Annotated in this window: 13 protein-coding genes; 3 read left to right on the plus strand and 10 right to left on the minus strand. The window is 49.5% G+C overall.

The genetic code is table 11. The annotated features are described in order from the left end of the window. Window positions 1–94 precede the first annotated feature (94 nt). The 4 genes from WKT13_RS04545 to ilvD form a co-directional block, all read right to left on the minus strand. Entirely contained in the window at window positions 95–865 is a 771-nt protein-coding gene (locus tag WKT13_RS04545) for an acyl-[acyl-carrier-protein] thioesterase (protein ID WP_340323010.1), read from the minus strand. After that, window positions 849–1,403 (minus strand): acetolactate synthase small subunit, encoded by a 555-nt coding sequence (ilvN, locus tag WKT13_RS04550; protein ID WP_298620578.1) that lies wholly within the window; start codon window positions 1,401–1,403, stop codon window positions 849–851. Before ilvN ends, WKT13_RS04545 begins: the two co-directional genes overlap by 17 nt. A 17-nt stretch (window positions 1,404–1,420) precedes the next feature. Beyond that, window positions 1,421–3,133 carry a biosynthetic-type acetolactate synthase large subunit gene (gene ilvB / locus WKT13_RS04555; RefSeq protein ID WP_340323011.1) on the minus strand — a complete coding sequence of 571 codons (1,713 nt, stop codon included), beginning with the start codon at window positions 3,131–3,133 and terminating at the stop codon, window positions 1,421–1,423. A gap of 68 nt (window positions 3,134–3,201) precedes the next feature. Beyond that, window positions 3,202–5,004, minus strand: coding sequence for a dihydroxy-acid dehydratase (gene ilvD, locus WKT13_RS04560; protein ID WP_340323012.1), 1,803 nt, complete (start codon window positions 5,002–5,004; stop codon window positions 3,202–3,204). A 489-nt stretch (window positions 5,005–5,493) separates the two neighbouring features. On the opposite strand from ilvD, the gene WKT13_RS04565 reads away from it, so the two are divergent. From WKT13_RS04565 to WKT13_RS04575, 3 genes are read left to right on the plus strand one after another with little or no spacing between them, the layout of a single operon-like run. Further along, entirely contained in the window at window positions 5,494–6,792 is a 1,299-nt protein-coding gene (locus tag WKT13_RS04565) for an acetylxylan esterase (protein ID WP_445323576.1), read from the plus strand. Beyond that, the gene (locus WKT13_RS04570; RefSeq protein WP_340323013.1) at window positions 6,785–9,115 is read left to right on the plus strand and encodes a glycoside hydrolase family 3 N-terminal domain-containing protein; all 2,331 of its coding nucleotides are present in this window, start codon (window positions 6,785–6,787) and stop codon (window positions 9,113–9,115) included. The genes WKT13_RS04565 and WKT13_RS04570 overlap by 8 nt, the downstream gene beginning before the upstream one ends. A gap of 11 nt (window positions 9,116–9,126) precedes the next feature. Beyond that, entirely contained in the window at window positions 9,127–10,548 is a 1,422-nt protein-coding gene (locus WKT13_RS04575) for a sialate O-acetylesterase (RefSeq protein WP_340323014.1), read from the plus strand. 761 nt (window positions 10,549–11,309) lie between these two features. On the opposite strand, the gene WKT13_RS04580 is transcribed toward WKT13_RS04575, so the two are convergent. The 6 genes from WKT13_RS04580 to WKT13_RS04605 all read right to left on the minus strand — a co-directional run bounded on the left by WKT13_RS04580 (window position 11,310) and on the right by WKT13_RS04605 (window position 20,768). Further along, entirely contained in the window at window positions 11,310–11,672 is a 363-nt protein-coding gene (locus WKT13_RS04580) for a YbaN family protein (RefSeq protein WP_340323115.1), read from the minus strand. A gap of 386 nt (window positions 11,673–12,058) precedes the next feature. Next, window positions 12,059–12,241, minus strand: a complete 183-nt coding sequence (locus tag WKT13_RS04585; RefSeq protein WP_340323015.1) for a hypothetical protein — start codon at window positions 12,239–12,241, stop codon at window positions 12,059–12,061. 18 nt (window positions 12,242–12,259) lie between these two features. After that, window positions 12,260–13,543, minus strand: a complete 1,284-nt coding sequence (locus WKT13_RS04590; protein WP_340323016.1) for a hypothetical protein — start codon at window positions 13,541–13,543, stop codon at window positions 12,260–12,262. 388 nt (window positions 13,544–13,931) lie between these two features. Continuing rightward, on the minus strand, window positions 13,932–17,108 hold the full coding sequence (locus WKT13_RS04595; RefSeq protein WP_340323017.1) for a GH92 family glycosyl hydrolase: 3,177 nt from the start codon (window positions 17,106–17,108) through the stop codon (window positions 13,932–13,934). A gap of 188 nt (window positions 17,109–17,296) precedes the next feature. Continuing rightward, window positions 17,297–19,291, minus strand: a complete 1,995-nt coding sequence (locus tag WKT13_RS04600) for a glycoside hydrolase family 97 protein (protein ID WP_340323018.1) — start codon at window positions 19,289–19,291, stop codon at window positions 17,297–17,299. 559 nt (window positions 19,292–19,850) lie between these two features. Then, window positions 19,851–20,768 carry a WYL domain-containing protein gene (locus WKT13_RS04605; RefSeq protein ID WP_340323019.1) on the minus strand — a complete coding sequence of 306 codons (918 nt, stop codon included), beginning with the start codon at window positions 20,766–20,768 and terminating at the stop codon, window positions 19,851–19,853. Between the last annotated feature and the right edge of the window lie 19 nt (window positions 20,769–20,787).

The raw sequence follows: 20,787 nt of genomic DNA on the forward strand, positions 1-20,787 counted from the left end.
TTTTTATGCAACCCGAAGGCCACGGTTTGTTATATTATTTCAATAAATCAGCGGGCAAATATAGCAATTTAATAGCTATCAGCCAAATTTTCTTTCACTTTTTCACAAATTTAATCTTACAGCGACAAGCCTCAACATCCTTTTCCGCACCGGCAGACAGCTTGGCCACGCGCACGCAATACTCATCGTCGCCGGTCTGTTCGACGTAAAGATTCAGACGGTCGCCAATATAAGCCTCGGCCACATATGCGATGTCGATGCGGCGTATGTCGTTGTGTCGGTACCACTCGATGTCCCAAAGATCGAGAATATGCTCAATGTATTTCACACTGTTGATGTGTCCGTTCACGTCGACATCGCTATAACGTGTGTCAATGCTGCGTACCAGTCGGGCTCCGTCGCCCATCTTCACACGCGACGGCGGCTCTATGGGGCACGGTGTGTCAGTGTCCACATACTCCATTATCAGTCCGTCGCGCACGGCCATAATGTCCACAGGCTGGCGTGTCACGGTGTCTATCATCGCCCAGATACTACGTCCGTATCCGCAACGGCGGCCGCTGCTGTCGGTGACAGCATAGTTGCGGCTTGTAAAATAGCGCTTCACGCTCTCCACCCAAGTGCCAACACTGATAGTGTCGTAAGCCTCGGGCATGGTCTCCATCTCTATTACAAGGCGCGAAAGCACCCATGTGCGGTGTATCGGATTAAGATAATTCATGCCGTAGCCGCGCTCGTTGGAGTGGAAATCAGCCGCGTTTAGCAGGTTGTTTCCCAGATGTCCCATGAACAGACGGTGCGAGAAATCGCAGTGAAAAGGCTCTACCAGAAAATCGTAGACGCCTACTTTACTCTTCAGTTCCATAATCGTCACTATATTTCTGCCGGTGAAGATAATCGGCCACCGGCTCGTCAAAACTTCTTGTTACGGCTATACGGCCCGAGCGGCTGTACTGCAACAGACATCCGAACTTGCTCAGACAGTAGTACAGGTCAGTAACGTCCTCGGTCAGTCCGGCATACTGCACTGTGCTGTACGTAGGATTCACCTCCATCATACGTGCGTCGTGGCGGCGTATGGTGCGCGATATTTCAGGATTCTCGAGCAGTTTCGGTGTCGATATCTTGTAAAGTCCCACTTCGTGTATGAACAGTTCCTCGTCGCGATAATAGTCGGCCTTCACCACGTCAATCTTCTTCTCAATAAGCTTTGTTATCTTCTGTATCTGATTTTCGTCGCTCCATGCCGTTATGGTATATTTGTGTATGCCGCGTTTGCTCGATGCCGACACGTTCAGACTTTCTATGTTTATCTGGCAACGGGTGAACACAGAGGTTATCTGGTTCAGTATGCCGGCAAGGTTTTCCGAGTAAACGAGCAATGTATATAAGTTCTTCTCCATGTCCTTACTGTTGATTGTTATTTTATTTCAAGAAGCATCTCGTCCACGCTGCAGCCCGGAGGCGTCATCGGCAGGACGTTGTCTTCCTCTCTCACGGCGCACTCGAGCACATACGGTCCGGGCGTTGCGAGCATTCGGGCAACGGCTTCGTGCAGTGTCTCGCGCCCGGTCACGGCTTCGTAAGGAATGTTGTAGGCGCGGCATACGAGTTCGTACGACGGATTGAGCATGTGGGTGAAGGAATAGCGTTTGTCGAAAAACATATACTGCCACTGGCGTACATTGCCCAGATAATTGTTGTTGAGCAGTATAATCTTTACGGGGGCTTGCTGCTCCATTATGGTTCCGAGTTCCTGTATACTCATCTGGAATCCGCCGTCGCCGGTGAAAAGACACACCGTGCGTTGTGGCGCTCCGAACGTAGCTCCAACCGCTGCCGGCAGACCGAAGCCCATTGTTCCGAGGCCGCCGCTGGTAACGACACTACGTTTGTTGTTGTATTTGAAGTAGCGGCAGGAGAACATCTGGTTCTGTCCCACATCGCTCACGAGCACCGCATCGCCCTTAGTGGCCTCGGCCACAGCATTGACCACCTCGCCCATGAGCAGCGGACCGTCCTGTGGATGTATGGCTGGCTGTATGACACGTGCGTCTTCCTCGTCGCGCAACGGGCCGAAACTGTCTATCCATTCGCGGTGGCTCTTTTTGTCGAGCAGGCGTGTCACGGCAGGCAGCGACATCTTGCAGTCGCCCAGAACGGCCACGTCGGTCTTCACGTTCTTGTCTATCTCGGCGTTGTCGATGTCAAAGTGGATTATCTTCGCCTGCTTGGCATAAGTGTCAAGACGACCTGTCACACGGTCGCTGAATCTCATACCGATGGCTATCAGCACGTCACACTGCTGCTCTTTCACGTTGGGCGCATAGCTGCCGTGCATACCGAGCATGCCCATATTGAGCGGATGGCCCGACGGCAGAGCCGAAAGACCGAGCAATGTGCGTGCCGCCGGTATATCGGCTTTCTCAAGAAACTCTATCAGTTCGTTGTGCGCGCCTCCCAATTCAACGCCCTGTCCCACGAGGGCGAGCGGACGTTTGGCCGAGTTGATGAGTGCGGCGGCACGCGCCACAGCATCATCGTCGAGCTTGGGGTAAGGTTCGTAACTGCGCACGGAAGTCACTTTTACAGGCTTCCACTCGGTTGTCGCCACCTGCGCATTTTTTGGAAAGTCGAGCACAACAGGTCCCGGACGGCCCGAACGGGCTATGTAGAATGCCTGACTGACGGCCCATGCGATGTCCTCCGAACGGCGTATCTGGTAACTCCATTTTGAAATTGGCTGGGCGATACCCACGAGATCGACTTCCTGAAAAGCATCTGTACCGAGCGCGCTGACACCCACCTGACCGGCTATCACCACTATCGGAGTAGAGTCCATCATGGCATCGGCCACGCCGGTGAGCGTATTTGTGGCTCCCGGACCGCTCGTGACAAGACACACTCCCACCTCACCGCTCACACGCGCATAGCCTTCGGCGGCATGGGCAGCACCCTGTTCGTGGCGCACCAGCACGTGGTTGAAAGCATGTTTGTCACCTACCGTATAATCGTAAAGAGCATCAAAAACCGGCATTATGGCTCCACCCGGATAGCCGAAGATGGTCTTCACCCCTTCGTTCTGCAGCGAGCGCATGAGTGCCTCAGCTCCTGTTATAATTTCCTTCGACATTTATAATATGTTTTGTAAAACCATGCAGCAGGAAGAAACCTTGTATGTCTGCCGTCGGCTTTATGTTTTTAATCAATTATTCTCACTCCTCCCTTGTCGGCAGAACTTACGCTTCGTGCGTAGGCTTTCAGTGCCTTGCTCACCTCGCGCACTCGTCTGACAGGACGTTGTCCACGTGCCTGCAGTTCCTCGTCGCTCAGACGGACACTTATAGTGCGTGCCGGGATGTCAATATCAATAATGTCGCCGTCGACAATCTTACCAATATTGCCGCCCGCGGCAGCCTCCGGCGATATGTGACCTATGCTCAGTCCGCTCGTTCCTCCGGAGAAACGGCCGTCGGTGATGAGCGCGCATTCCTTGCCGAGATGCATACTCTTGATGTACGACGTTGGGTAAAGCATCTCCTGCATGCCCGGTCCGCCCTTCGGTCCTTCGTGGGTGATGACCACGCAGTCGCCGCTTTTCACACGTCCGCCCAGTATGGCGTCACAAGCCTCCTCCTGCGAGTCGAACACACGGGCCGGTCCGCTGAACTTCCATATCGACGGATCCACGCCGGCCGTCTTCACCACACAACCGTCCTGGGCTATGTTGCCGAAGAGCACAGCCAGACCGCCGTCCTTGGTATAGGCGTGCTCCAGACTTCTTATGCAGCCGGTGGCGCGGTCGGTGTCGAGTGTCTCCCACTCACAGTCCTGGCTGCCCATGACGGTGGAAAACCTTTGTCCGGGCGCACTGCTATAGATACGCAACGCCTCGGCGTCGGCATAGTCGCACGTTATGTCGTATTTGGCCATTGCCTCAGAAAGCGTCATTCCGTCAACACGCTTAACGGTTCCGTCCACCAGCCCGCCCTTGCTCAGCTCGTTCATTATGCCGAGTATGCCTCCGGCACGGTTGCATTCCTGCACGCTGTACTTCTGTGTGTTGGGCGCGAGCTTGCACAGACACGGCACTTTACGGCTCAGACGGTCGATGTCCTTCATGCTGAAGTCCACGCCGCCCTCGTTTGCCACGGCCAGCAGATGGAGCACAGTGTTGGTGCTTCCGCCCATGGCTATGTCGAGCGTCATGGCATTGAGGAACGCCGTGCGCGTGGCGATGTTGCGCGGCAACACGCTTTCGTCGCCGTCCTCATAGTAGGCCAGCGCGTTCTTTACTATCTGTCGTGCCGCGTCGCGGAACAGTCTGATGCGGTTGGCATGCGTCGCAAGTATCGTGCCGTTGCCCGGCAGCGACAGTCCGATAGCCTCCGTGAGCGAATTCATGGAGTTGGCTGTGAACATGCCCGAGCAGCTTCCGCATCCCGGACACGCGCATCCTTCAATCTGACGCATCTCCTCGTCGCTCACCGAAGGGTCGGCTCCCTTCACCATTGCCGTAATGAGGTCGGCATTCTCGCCGCGCCACCGTCCGGCCTCCATCGGCCCACCCGAGCAGAACACGGTCGGTATGTTGAGCCTCATGGCAGCCATGAGCATGCCCGGAGTCACCTTGTCGCAGTTGGATATGCATATCATGGCGTCGGCCTTATGAGCGTTCACCATATACTCCACCGAGTCGGCGATGATGTCGCGCGACGGAAGTGAATAAAGCATGCCGTCGTGTCCCATGGCGATTCCGTCGTCAATGGCAATCGTGTTGAACTCGGCGGCATAGCACCCCATGCTTTCTATTTCTTTCTTTACTATCTGTCCGATTTCGTGCAGATGCGTATGTCCCGGCACAAACTGCGTGAACGAATTCACAACTGCTATTATAGGTTTGCCGAACTGTTCCTGCTTCATGCCCGTGGCCACCCACAGAGCCCTTGCTCCGGCCATGCGGCGGCCTTCGGTACATACCGCACTTCTCAACTTGTGTTTCATCTCTGTTCTCCCTTTCAGTTCCAATCCGCACTACAGTTCATCTCCGTATGCGGTGGAACGCTAACCATATAAAAATAACAAACACCGCCATGCGCGTCGCCTCATGCGACACATAAGCCTACGACGGCTTTTCAGACGGTCTGCATGCAAAGGTAGTCAGTTTTTGTGTAAAGAACAAACAAACCGTCATTATTTATTCGATAAAAATATCAATTTAACAACAAAACAATAATAAATATTGCAATTCAAAAGAAAATACCGCACATTTTGAGGCGTTTTGTGCAATATTCGGTCTGACATATTACGGCAACCGGCCTGTCGTCACGACGCAAACAGAAAGCAAAGACTGCCCGCAGAGCACGACACGGGAACATCCTCAAGACCACACCAATAAGCATAATCGTACGCGATTCTGCAAAAATAATACAGTCCATATAAAAGCATTACGACTAACTTTGCATACAGAATAAACCTAAAAACAAAAACACAATGATAAGAGACAGATTTTTTATTGTCATTGCCATATTGTTTCTGATGACATGGCAATGCCGCACCTCTGCCCAGATTAAGGGCAACGAAATCACGGTGATGGTGTCGCCCGACCACGACGACTGGAACTACGGGCTCGGAGATAAATGCGAATTCACCGTGTCGGTGTACAAGGCGCAGAACCTCTTGCGCGATGTCGTGATCGACTATGAGCTCGGACCGGTGATGTATGCCGACGTGAAGAAGGAGAACGTAAGGCTGAAGGACGGCACATGCCGGCTGACCGGACGCATGGACAAGCCCGGATACTATCGCTGCAAGGTGCGTGCCCACTCCGGGGGACGCACATACGAGGGACTCGCCACGGTGGCTTTCGCGCCGGAGAAGATAGAAGCGGCGGCTCAGATGCCGGCCGACTTTAAGGCATACTGGGAACGCAACATAAGTCAGGCGCGCCAGACTCCGCTCGACAGCCGCATGCATCTGCTGCCCGAACGCTGCACCGACAAGGTGAACGTGTATGAGGTGAGCTTCCAGAACGAACAATACGGCTCGCGCATCTACGGCATACTCTGCATGCCTAAGGCCGAAGGACAATATCCGGCTCTGCTGCGTGTGCCGGGAGCAGGCGTGCGTCCTTACTCGGGCGACACCTATACGGCATCCAAAGGAGCCATAACTCTGGAGATAGGCATACACGGCATACCGGTGACGATGAGCCAGGACGTGTACGACCGGCTTGCCGACGGCGCGCTGCGCGAGTACTACCGCTTCAACACCGACAACCCCACATCGTTCTACTATCGTCGCGTGGTGCTCGGCGTGATACGTGCCATCGACTTCATCGACCAGCTGCCGCAATACAACCACAAGGCTCTCGGAGTGACAGGTTCGAGCCAGGGCGGCGCACTTTCGATAATGGCAGCCGGACTGGACAGCCGCGTGACGTGCTATGCAGCCGTACATCCAGCACTGTGCGACCACGAGGCGTTTCTCAAAGGCAGGGCTGGCGGATGGCCGCATTATTACTATTACGACACGAAACCGTCTGACAAGACCATTGAGAACATACGCCACTACGACGTGGTGAACTTCGCACGTTGCATCACGGTGCCCGGATGGTTCAGCTGGGGATACAACGACGAGGTGTGTCCGCCTACTTCAATGCAGGCCGCTTACAACTCGGTGAAGGCACCGAAGGAATTCAAGCCTTACCTGCAGACAGGACATTACTGGTATCAGGAACAATGGGACGAATGGTGTGAATGGCTTTGGAATAAACTCGGAATATATGAATAAACGTACAATCATTATGACAGCAACCTCAGCAATGGCTGCCGTGGTCATGGCGCAGACGCCCGTTAAGCCCGCCATACCGCAGGACAAGGAAATAGAACGCAAGGTGGAGCAGACGCTCGCCGGCATGACTCTCGACGAGAAAATAGGTCAGATGTGCGAGATAACGGTCGATGTGGTGACCGACTGGAACTCACCCGATGACTTCAGACTGAGCCGCGAGAAGCTCGACACCATCATCCGTCAGTACAAGGTGGGCTCCATTCTGAACGTTCCGCTCAGCGTGGCGCAGACCAAGGAGAAATGGGCGGAGTCGATAGCCGAGATTCAGAAGGTTTCGATAGAAGCCATAGGCATACCGTGTGTTTATGGTGTCGACCAGATACACGGCACCACCTACACACTCGGCGGCACACTCTTCCCGCAACCGATAAACCAGGCGGCGAGCTTCAACCGCGACATGCCCTACCGCGTTTCACAAGTGTGTGCCTACGAGTCGCGCGCATGCGACATACCGTGGATATACGCTCCGGTGATGGACCTCGGGCGCAATCCGGTGTGGCCACGCGCATGGGAGTCGTTCGGTGAGGACTGCTACGTCAACGCCGTGATGGGAAGCCGGGCGGTAAAAGGATTCCAGGGCGACGACCCCAACCACATAGGACCTGAGAACGTGGCTGCCTGCATGAAGCACTTCATGGCCTACGGTGTGCCCGTGACAGGCCGCGACCGCACTCCGTCGGCCGTGGGCGAGAGGGAGATGCGCGAGAAATATTTCATGCCTTTCCTCCATGCGGCGCGTGCCGGAGCACTTACGCTCATGCCCAACTCGTCCATCAACATGGGCATTCCGTTCCATGCCAACAAGACTCTGCTCACCGACTGGCTGAAGGAGGGCCTCAACTGGGACGGCATGATTGTGACCGACTGGGCCGACATCAACAATCTGTGCGTACGCGACCACATAGCCGCCACTAAGAAGGACGCCATACGCATAGCCATAAACGCCGGCATCGACATGTCGATGGTGCCCTATGACGTCAGCTTCTGCGACGATCTGAAGGCGCTTGTGAACGAAGGCAAGGTGAGCATGAGCCGCATAGACGACGCCGTGCGCCGCATACTCCGACTGAAATACCGTCTTAATCTTTTCAATCGTCCCGACACCCGGCCGGCCGACTATCCAGACTTCGGCTGCAAGGAGTGGGCCGACGAGGCGCGCACATTCGCCACTGAGTCGCAGGTGCTGCTGAAGAACGACGACAACACGCTGCCTCTGCGCGAGGGAACAAGAATACTCCTCACCGGCCCTAACGCCAATTCCATGCGCTGCCTCAACGGCGGATGGTCATACTCGTGGCAGGGCGACAAGGCCGACGAGTGCGCAGCGCAATACAACACCATATACGAAGCCATGTGCAACCGCTTCGGAAGCGACAACGTGAAGCTCGTGGAGGGCGTGAGCTACAAGAAAGGCGGAAAGATAGACGAGATGGGAACGACAGACATAGAGGCTGCCGTGAACGCCGCAAGCGATGCCGACGTAATCGTGGCATGCATAGGCGAGACATCGTATGCCGAGACTCCGGGCAACATATCCGACCTCTGGCTGCCCGACACACAGCGCAGTCTGGTGAAAGCTCTCGCCGCAACGGGCAAGCCCGTAGTGCTCATACTCAACGAGGGACGCCCACGCATCATAAGCGACATTGTGCCGCTGGCAAAGGCGGTGATAGACATCATGCTGCCGGGCAACTACGGTGGCGACGCCCTCGCCTCGCTGATAGCAGGCAACAGCAACTTCTCGGCCAAGCTGCCTTTCACCTATCCGAGTCATCCTAACTCGCTGACCACCTACGACCACAAGCCGTGTGAGAACATGGGACAGATGGACGGCAACTACAACTACGAAGCCGTGATAGACGTGCAGTGGCCCTTCGGCGCAGGCATGAGCTACACAACGTTCGCCTACGACAACCTGCGTGCCGACAAGACCGACTTCGGTGCCGGTGACACTCTGACGTTCAGCATCGACATCACCAACACCGGCGACCGCGACGGAAAGGAACCCGTGCTGCTCTACTCGTCGGACGTGGTGGCAAGTCTGTCGCCCGACAACAAACGGTTGCGCCAGTTTGACAAGGTGGAACTGAAGGCGGGCGAGCGCCGCACGGTGAAGATGAGCATCAAGGCTTCGGACCTTGCGTTTGTAGGAGCCGACGGCCGATGGACTCTTGAGGAAGGCGACTTCGTCATGACCTGCGGCGGACAGAATCTCACCATACACTGCAACGAGACAAAGACATGGGACACACCCAACATATAAAACCAGAAATCATGCACAGAACATCATTGATGGCCGCACTGGTCATAGCCCTCATGCCGCACAGCGGAGCCTATGCGAAAATAAAAACCGCACCGCTCATAGCGCCGGGCATGGTGATACAGCAGAACAGCGACGTGCACCTGAGCGGAACGACAACGCGCAAAGGTGCAACGATAAAGATAAAAGCGTCGTGGGACAGACGCACACTGAAATGCAAGGCCGACGACGACGGACGCTGGACCGTAACCATACGCACCCCGCAGGCCGATCACAAGCCACACACGCTGACACTCGACGACGGCGAGCCTCTGACCATTGACGACGTGCTCGTGGGCGAGGTGTGGCTCGCGTCGGGACAGAGCAACATGGAGATGCCGCTGCGGGGATTCGACAACTGCCCCGTGGAGAACAGCACCGAGACAATACTCCGGGCAGGCGAGAACCACGACGTGCGCCTCTTCACCGTACCCAAGACACAGAGCTGGCAGCCTGCCGACTCGTGCGACGGACGGTGGATGAGGTCTGAACCGCGGAACGCCGCCGAGTTCAGTGCCACGGCCTACCACTTCGCCACGACGCTGAGTCGTGCGCTCGACGTGCCTGTGGGTGTGGTGGTGTGCGCCTACGGCGGCTCGAGAGTGGAGAGCTGGATGAAGCGCAGTCTGCTCGAGGACTTCCCTGACATAAGTCTCAAGCGCGAGGATGTGGAAAAGGAACAGGAGTGGTCGCGCCCCTTGCTCATGTACAACGCCATGTTCCACCCCGTGACGTCCTACACATACAAAGGCATTATCTGGTATCAGGGTGAGTCGAACACCGGCAGCTACCGGACATACGCCGACCGTCTGGCACTCATGGTGAAGTCGTGGAGGGAGGAACTCGGCCTTGGCGACATACCGTTCTACAGCGTCGAGATAGCGCCATACGAGGGCTACGGCGGCAGCGGTCCGTTCCTTCGCGAGCAGCAGCACCGCTCGACCGGACTCATACCAAACTCTGCCTGCATATCCACCAACGACCTTGTGGAGCCTTACGAGTGCGGACAGATTCATCCGAAAAAGAAACGTGAGGTGGGCATGCGCCTCGCCCTGACGGCACTAAACAGGTGTTACGGCCACTCGTGGCTGCCGTGCGACGGACCGCGCTACAGGGAGATGCGCACCGAAGGCAGCACCGCCATTCTTACGTTCGATCACGTGTCGGGTGGCTTCAGCCGCGACCGCGGCATCACGGGCTTCGAGGTGGCAGGCGACGACCGCGTGTTCCATCCCGCCGACGAGGTGCACATAGTGGGCAACGCGTCCATCGCCGTATCGTCGAAGAGCGTCGAACATCCCGTGGCTGTGCGCTACTGCTTCCGCGACTTCATGCCAGGCAACCTGCACGGTGCATCGGGCCTGCCCGTAGTTCCGTTCAGAACTGACAACTGGTGACCGCCTGCCGGCGGCGCCACAAGCCCCACTCCATCTGCCGCGCGACACTCGCGACTGCGCCACATGCCATGTCACACCATACGACAAAGCGCAGTCTGCGTGTCGCGCGGCATCAGTGGAGCCTCTTCCCCACTCCAAACAAAAAAGCCTTAACCGCACGGAAATGAATATTTATGCAATTTCCGACAGTAAAAAATTTTGACAAAAATTTTTCTCAAAATAGAAAACGACGACCCTAAAGCTACCCCGTCGCGGTCAGCCAAAGAGCCTTTTCCGCATCAGCTCTTTTTTCCTCATAACTGCACAAAAAACAGACGGCCTTGCAAAACGGGCTTTTTCAGCCTGTGATATGCACCATATCAGAGCCCGAAATGCACCATATCATGGCCTGATAAAGCCTATATCAGGGCCTGAAACAGGCTCTTTCGCCAATCCATAAACACATCATCGAATTGCCAGAATGCGTAAACCACTGTCTGTCAGACAGATAACGAAGCCTCTCAAAACTCGAGAATTTGCGCCCGAGGATGCTTTTGCTCGAAAATATTTAACTCTCGCGAAGTTGACGATGAATAAATATGCAACAGCAGTTCTGGATTTGCATATTTATGCAATGCACACACCTGTGCTTTACATATATTGAAACAGAAAAAATAAGTAAGATATTGAATAATTATAGATTGTGTTTCTGTTGGGTATATATCTTAAATCCTGAAATAAAGTAACAACAAGACTGCTGCGACAATAACGGGATGCGAGTATTAGCGACGGCGTGTCTTGAAGGAGAGGATGTAGAGAGTGATGGCAGTGGCAAGGAGTATCATTGCAAGTTTGAGGCAGAGCCAGGGAAAAATGAAGAGCACGCAATGGATGGCTGTGAGCCAAAGGGTGGATATGGCAATGACCTTTATGCGCAAGGGGATGGACTTATCCTCACGGAAACTTTTTATGTAGGGACCGAGGCGGGGATGATTCATCAGCCAACGGTATGCGCGTGGCGATCCGCGGAAGAACATGGCGGCGGCCAACAGAAGAAAGGGCGTGGTGGGCAGGACCGGCAAGAAAATGCCGATGACACCAAGAACCACGGACACGAAGCCGATGGATACATACAGATACTTCATGATGCAAAAATAATATGAAAGAGAGTAACGGGCAAGAGTTATGGCGTTAAAATGAGGAAGTGGATATGCCGGAGGCATGGCGGAGACGGATTGGAGTTAGATTGGAGATGAATTGGAGGTGGATTGAAGACCACCCACAGAAGGACAGAAAAGGAACAGCAGAAAATAAGGCGGCCCCAGAATGTTGTGCGGCTGGAGTGTCGCGACAAATATTCTGAGGCCGTTTATCAGAAAAGCTATGCAACAATGTGCGGGAATTTGTGTAAAGACAAAACGCAGGATGTGGGTAGTGTAAAATAAACTGTGTCACGCATTATTAACTCATCGGTCGGGGAACGGCCAGCGCCAAGGGGCAGAACCACCCGTCCCGACGGAGGATGTGCGCATCATTTATTCCAACTGTTCCATGCATCACTGTTCTCTTTGGCGCGTCCGTCACCGGCAGAGCCTTCAACACCGCCGTCAGGCAGACTGCCTCCACCCTCTGTTACGGCAGAACCGGAACCGCTCAGCAGATGTGCCGGGATGCGGAGCAGGAAAACAGTAGGGACTTCATAAAGTTTCTTCATAGATTCTATTGTGTATTGTTATTTTATCATGATTTTTCTTCCGTCCACGATGTAAACGCCAGACTCAAGTCCTTCGGCAGAAGGTCCTACGTAACGTCCACCAAGGTCATAAACACCGGCATGACGTGACTGTGAATCACTCATTGTATGTTGTATGCCGTCAGTTTCTCCTTCGTGATGTCGTATCATGGCTTTTGTATCAGCAGATGGCAATTTGACGTATGCTCTTGTGGCTTTAAGTTTGGTACCATCATTAATGGGCCTTACAAGCTGCGTACCGTCAGCATTAACAAAACGGATGGTCTGGTTTGCAGACGGATCGACAGTGAAAAGATCCGTAGAGTTGTATATTCCTGTGAAACTGTATTCGGATAAAGGTTCTGTCTGAAGAGCATGTACGACAGTAACGGGCTTTGCTTCGGAAATCAGTTTGTCTGTGAATACAGGATTGATTATTTCCGTATCCTTAATGGGGCGTACGAGATACGGCACTCCGGCCCGAGTCTGTGAAACAGACCGGAATTCAAGATTGAACGTATTATCGGCATTCATGGTAACGCCGGTGAACTTCTGGAAGTCGGCGCCCTGAAACTGTGTGGCAATATCATCGGCCGTAAGAGCGAAAGGCAGACAAAGGGTGTACCATCCGCCATCACCGACAAAGGTGCGCTGAAGCGTCACCTGGTCAACCGTCGTATTAAGATAAGAGGTTATCGCATCGCTGTTGTCGGCATCCTGAGTATCACCGTTGAGAATGAGAGAAGTTGGAAAATCTGGAATGGCAGAGCCTTTGTAAAGACAGACTTCCCCATTGTTTGGCAATGAAGATTCATAACACTTAAATATCCCACGATCTGAATTATATCCTACTTCACCAGACTTCAGGAAATCTATTACAGCTTCTCCTGTATTTGAATCAATCGTTATTTTGGTTTTGGTATAATCTGTCAAAGTCTCCTGTAAAAATAAAGCAGCATTTGATGTTGTTGTAAGATATTGGCTTCCTGTAAAGAACCTCCATGCAGAACTTGATCCTTTAAGATAAAAGAATTGTACTTTTTCGTTTACGATTACATCATCACCGGCTATTTCAACAGATACAGGAGCTATACTTACAGAAGAACTCGCCTCTGTACTCAACGCCACTCCCGCAGCCTTGTTGACAATAACCAGTACATCACCCTCTTTCAGTTCCGACGCATCACGCACGAGAGTAAACACCGTATTGTCGTCCTGCGAACGCACTGCGGTGGATAAAGCTATAAGAAAAACCATAAACAGAGTTCTGAGAATTACGGTCATAGAGTGTTATTTTTAAGGAATCCCAGTCGGCGTCAGTGAGACAGCATCAATATTATGGTGGAGCCGAGAGTCGGCGGGAATAATAATTTTGCAAATTTAGTAAAATTAACATTACAAGCCAAACATATTTCATATAAAAACAGTCCACAAGAACATAATAACGTGAGTTTGCCGAAATGTAAATGCTTTTAAACCTGATGATTAGCGTAAATTGTGCATCGTAAGAAACAAAAGAAAGGGCCATATCATCACTTAATACAAAGTTTGATACGACCCTTTTTAGCGTTATAGTTACAATCTGTAACTTTTGAAAACAGTCATTTTAGTTTTGACACAAAACTCTTTGTTTATTTTAAGATTGTACTGATATACTGAAATTATACCTCAATCAATCAGATACTCCCCACTTCATATTAGGAGTATCTCCCATTTCCAAAACCAGTTCTCCTCCTTTCAACAGTTCTGATGCAGGAAATTTAAAAGACTCCAACTTTTTGCCATTTAAGACAGCACGTTGTACATAAATATTATTTTTAGAAGCATTCTTCGCTTTTATGACAAATTTTTCACCTCTTCCATATTTCTCTCCAAGATTAATAATTATCTTCTCAAATGCAGGGCTCGCAATTTCATATTCAGGATTTACTTTACATCCACCATCTATCTGAAATAATCCAATAGATGTCATAACAGCCCATGCACTCATCTGTCCCTGATCTTCATCTCCCAGATATGCGTTAGCAACACCATATCCATAATATCTGTCTAAAATTGAACGACTCCATTTTTGAGTGTGCCAAGGATAACCTGCATAATTAAACAAATAAGAAAAATGCATAGATTGCTGATTGCCTTGCACCACCGGATGATCCCAATACTGGTCATTAGGAGCATTATATCTCCATGCCTCATCCTGATTAAATCCCCAAGTAAGTCTTTCCATAAAACGCTCTTTGCCTATCAGATTTATTAACTCAGGGACATCCTGAGGAACAAAAAAAGTAAGTTGCCATGCATTACCTTCTACATAATGCTGGTTAGCTCCACTTCTAAACGGATCAAAATCAGGAAGCCATTTACCTTGGCTATCCTTCATGTGACAATATCCTTCACTACTTATCACATTTTTCCACCAATACCCTCTTTCATTAAACGTTTTATAAAAATCCGTCTTACCTAAAGATTTTGCAAACTGTCCGACACACCAGTCATCATACGAATATTCCATTGTGTTTGAGAAACGTCCCTTGTCAAAAGGAACATATCCATGTTCCATATAAGCAACCAAATCCCTGTTACCAGCAAAGCCCTTAAATACCTTCTGCGCAGGAGTTGTCTGCATTTTTATTGACGCTTCCAGAGCCTTTTCCGCATCGAAATCTCTAATACCCATCTGGTATGCTCCTACGATTAACGGTATTTCATGTTCACCTACCATTACCGGAATATAATTCAAACCGGCAGGTCCCTTGGCCAACCAACCATTAGCATCATACATAGCAAGCTGTGATCTCACCCATTTGCCAGACCATTCCGGAATAACCAAATTCCAAAACTGATTAAGATTCCAGAAAGAATTCCAGAAAGCATCACAACCTAACATAACATCTCTTTCAGGATCAGAGACCTTTCTCACCTTACCATCGGTAGAGATCCATTCGCCATTAACATCACTCCAGATATTTCTACTACATATGGAACGATACATATTATTATAAAAACGCGCCTTTTCCAATCTATCATCAGTCTGTATAATAATGCGTCCAAGCAGTTCATTCCATGTATCCTTTTGATTTTGAACAACAGCATCAAAGTTCCATCCAAATGGCTCTATTATCTCTTTCCGTAAATTTTCCGATGCATTTTCCACACTGACCAACGAAATTCCGGAGCGGACTTGCACGACAGGATTCTCTTCAGTATCAAAAGAAAGGAACAATCCGGCTTCCTTACATGATTCAGCTACCAATTCATCTGTCGAATATACTATTTCATCATTTTTCCAAATCCCCATACCCGCAACAGGCTGATCAAACTCCAAAACAAAATTCAAAGTGTAATTCTGTTCCGCATCATTACTCCATACATTAGGAGAATATTGCCTGCACGTTCCTTCAATCCGATAATCACTGACTTTCTTCACACTAATATTATGCAAAGAAAAGTCATATTCCGTTTGTGGATGCAACTCTACAAGTATCCGATTATCTTTTCTGTCAGCCGGGAATGTAAATCTTTCAAAGCCACATCGCGTTGTTGCCGTTATTTCCGCTTTTATTTTATAATCAGACAAATCCACGCTATATAAACCGATACCAGCTTTTTCCGAGCGTTTATCAATTCTGGAACGATATCCTTCATCCGGTTTCTGTTCATCACCTACTTTCACTTTAAGATCACCATTAGCAGGCATAATGCCCAGTCCTCCCAATGTCCATTCATGGATATGACTAAAGCAACCTATATTCTCAAAAGAAGGCTGATATCCCGCCTGCCATCCCATATTCTGATTATCAGGACTCATCTTAACCATACTGAAAGGCATCCACGGGCCTGGTGCTATCATCCATCGGGAATGAGCCGTACCAATACGGGTATCCACATAGTCAGACAACTCCTGTTTTCTCTGAGGAGCACGTTCCACTGTACCTGCAAATATCTGCTGTCCATTTAAAAGTATGCGATATTTACCGGATATTTTTTCATCAACTGCCGGCATTGGTGCTTCCAGTTGATAACGCCCTTTCTCGATATACTTTTTCAATATAACCTTCCCATCCAGCTCCACTTCCAACAGAGGAGTTCCCGTAAGATGCTCCATATCGACAATGAGAGGCTGGACAAACCGATTGCCTTGAGCCAACTCATAGTCAGCCGGATATACATCGCGGATAAAAACATCTTTTACAGAAGACAATCTTGTATCTTCAGGTCCTTCCAGTCTTATGTTATCAAAAAGAATCCACGAACCCTCCAACACCGTAATCTTTACACTATTACCACCCCTTTTAAGGTAAGACGATTTGACAGGAACCTCTATACAATAAGGCGTTGCCTTGTCATAATTGCCATATAGAGCCCCACTCTCCTGTACTTTCTCCGTTTGTGAAGGTTTTCTTTGAGAAGCCACATCATATCCCGGCGCAGACAACTGAACCTTATAATCAAGATTATTAACTGAAACCTTTACAAGAGGCAAAAATTCTTTTGCGAAATCAGCAAGATTCACAACAAGTTTATAATCACCCGATTCCGGTTTATCAGCTACATCGAACAGAAGATTTACTTCATGAGTTCTCCATCCTGAAGTAGGCCATGTGCCTCCCCAAGTATCAACAGGACCCGGTAATATATAAGGAAAGTCTTTATTTATAGAAGACTTACCAATAACAAAGAACTTATCCTCATATCCAAAATCCTTTGACAAAAAATCTTTGAATTTATCAGGAGCCAACGCAAACTCATCAGCCCTTCCATCTAAATTACCTATGTTCCAGACAGTATCAGAAGAATATACATCAGTTACTACTGCAAGACATAAGGCTAATGCCACTTTTTTTATCATAACCACAAATTATAATTATCAATGCGAGTTCTACGAATTGTAAATGACTGTAAACAGATGATTAGCGAAAACCATTCACGAGAATACTGCAAAAAAAGCATGAACCTGTAATGGCCACGACGCCTGCATGACATCAGGCACGCCACAAAAGGTCCATGCATATTATTGAGAACGACTATTAAGCGATGTTACTTCTTCTGTATCTTGGCAGCGAATCCTCCGCCCGGATACATCTTTATCTTAAGACTCTTATCCGACGACAGCGTTTCCGTCACTTTGCGATAATCGGTACCCTTGCGGTGGGCGTTCACACCGTCGGCGAAAAGCTCGACGTTATAGTCGCCCTGCGGCAGGAACGACAGATCGACATTCATTTCACGCGAGGTCCAGTCGGTGATACCGCCGACATACCACACATCACCCTTGCGGCGTGCAGTAATGATATATTCGCCCATCTTCGCATCCAGTACCTTTGTCTCGTCCCATACTGTAGGTATTGCAGCGATGAAATCGGTTGACTCCGGTTCGCGCATATAGTTGCTCGGAGCGTCGCACAGCATATTGATTGGCGATTCGAGTATGACATACAATGCCAGCTGACGGCAGCGGGTGCCCTGACTCATCGGCTCGGAATAGCAAGGATAATAATTGTCTTTCACAGCATTCTTCATTGCACCCTGTGTATAGTCCATAGGACCTGCCACCTGACGGATGAAAGGAATCATCACGTCGTACTTCACCTGATCGTGAGATTCGGGGCTCCACTTCAGCTGTTCCAGACCGTTCACGCCTTCGAAGTTGAGCACATTAGGATAGGTGCGGTTAAGTCCGGCAGGCTTAGACGTGCCGTGCAGGTCGAGAAGCAGTTTGTATTTGGCACACATAGCCGCCGCACGGTAGTTGAAATCTGTCATGAGCTGATCGTCACGGTCCATGAAATCCACCTTGAATCCCTTCACACCCATCTCCGAATAGTGACGGCATACATTTTCCATATCGCGCTCGAAGGCATAATATCCAGCCCACAGTATGATTCCTACATTGCGCTGCGCAGCATAGTCCACCAGTTCCTTCAGGTTGATTTCATTGACAACCTGCATGAGGTCGGCCTGTAGGTTCACTGCCCATCCCTCGTCAAGGATAACATATTCGATGCCCTTTGATGCGGCAAAGTCGATGTAAGCCTTGTATGTATCGTTGTTGATTCCCGCTTCGAAATCAACACCTTCGATATTCCAGTCATTCCACCATTCCCATGCCACCTTTCCAGGTTTGATCCACGACAGATCCTTCACACGCGAAGGCGCAGCCAGAAGATAGCTGAGGTTGCTTGCGGCAAGGTCCTTATCTTCGGTTGTCACGATGACAATGCGCCATGGGAAGGAGCGCTGACCATCGACACGAGCAATATAATTCTCGCGTTCCTTCACAAGCAGCTGAAGCTGATTGTGTCCGCCCTGCTCCACCTTCTTAGGATACGGAGCGAATACGGATGTGAGCTGATTGCCGCCTTTCGCGCTGGAAAGATAAAGTCCCGGATAGTTCTCCAGATGAGTTTCGGTGATGCACACCTTCACACCCTCTCCGGCGTCCACCACCAGCGGCAGGAACATCAGACGTTTTTTGTTAAGTTCGGAAATGCTGTTGGTTTCATAAATATTCTCGAACGAGTTGAAGAACTGCGATTCCATATTGTCATCATCACCTCTGTTGACATAAGGCACAGAGGCTGTAGCGTCGAACGAGAAAGAGAAGTCAGCCTGTTCGTTCACCACATTGAACTTCTTCTTTGTATTGTTAACGAAACGATAGGCCACACCATCGTCATAAGCACGGAACTCAACATTGTATCCGCCCTTGAAACGCAGCACCAGTCCGTTATAATGATCTCTCATCTCGCTTGTGCGATAGAACGGTGAAGCCACCATCTCGTCAACACTCGTTGTCTTGCTTCCAGACAGACGCGCACCGGCTCCCCACACTTCGCCGTTGTCAAGCGTCATTGATATGGCAGAAGGCGCCATGACCTGCCGCCCGTTGCACGACACATCATACGTGAGCTGTTTACCGGCAGAGATTGTCGCGGACAGTTTACCCGACGGCGACTTCAATGTAAAAACTTTCTGTGCGTATGCGGAAAACACAAACATTCCGCATATAAGCATAGCAATTATTCTTTTCATGATTTATCAGTTAATATTAAAAAATAGCTTTAGGTTGTGGCTCCGCTGTCCTGTAATTAGAGTGCATATCTCCAACACCGATCAATTACATTAATGACAGTCACGCAAGCACTGCTACAAACAAAATTATCTGAAACACATCCGGAAACGAAGACGTGACCGGGATAATTCCCGTCCACACCATTACCGTGCCCATCATTCTGTCTGTAAAGATAGCGAAAGGCGAGAGCAGAGGCAAAAAGGGAAAACGGTGTTTTACCGGAGTTGACTTTGCCGAGCCGAATCCTATCTTATGCAAAGATAATGATAAAATATTTAATATAGAGACACCGATGCAGAAAGTATCAAAAATCAGTGCATATAATAAGACTTTACACAAAATGTATTTACCCATTGCCAATATTCCATACGGCGATAAACATCTTCCCGAAAACAGCGACATTCTCATCTTTTATTTATATTATTTGCAAATAATAAATTATAAAAATAGTCCATTATCGGTAATCTAAAAATATGGAGCGGCATATTCATGAATGACACAACACAGAAGCAAATGTTCTTATTGTGTTTTTTCTGGGATGATTTGTGCAGGACAATAGATATTTGCCATTGCTCGGACGCATTGCGCCATCTGTTCGCGCAACGATGCCGGAGCAAGCACTTCCATGTCCGAACCATACGACAACAATTCCTGAAAGAAGTCAAAGGTTGGCTTCAAGCGAAGTTTAAACACCATATAATCGTCGTCCTTAGACACCAGTCTTTGTGAAGAATGCAATGGTCTTGTTTCGATATAGATACCTTGTTCTGCAATGAACTTCAAACGTATGGTTTCCGGTTTTATATTATCTTGTTGCATGATTCCAAAACTATCGAAGAAATAATTTTCCACGTTTAATCCTTCGGGCATGGTGAATTTTTGTCCGATAATATTCACTTCCAATATTCTGTCAAATGCAAAAACTCTGATCATCTTGTGTTTGTGTGAAAAACCGATCATATACCATCGTTGCCGGAATAGCCTGATAAAATAAGGTTCTAAGCAAAAAGTATAAGGTTCTTCATACCAAAACGGCTTATATATCACGTTGATACACAGATTAGATGACATCGCTTCTGTAATAGTTGGAAGGAATGACTCCCCTCCAAATGTCTGTTCCAGCATAATGCGTTGCGACAGATTCTTACATTGTTCTATGGTTGTAGCCGCCGAAAGAGAAGATAATAGCCACTTTTTCAAATGGTCAGTTTCAAGCACTTCCGGTTTTTTTATAAGATATTGATTGGTTCTGCGGTCACAGATAATATCAATATCAAACAGTTCTTCTGCTTTCCGTTTATATTCTAAGAATGTATTTCTGGAAATATCTTTGCCATCATAGTAGGCGGACCTTCTCCAAGCATTGTTTATTTCCTGTCGTGTGGCTTTTCTCTTTAATAAAAAATTAATTAACCAGATGCAAAATTTAGTCTTCATATTGATTTGTACTATTGTT

The organism is Prevotella sp. HCN-7019 (assembly GCF_037890215.1).
Taxonomy (GTDB): Bacteria; Bacteroidota; Bacteroidia; order Bacteroidales; family Bacteroidaceae; genus Prevotella.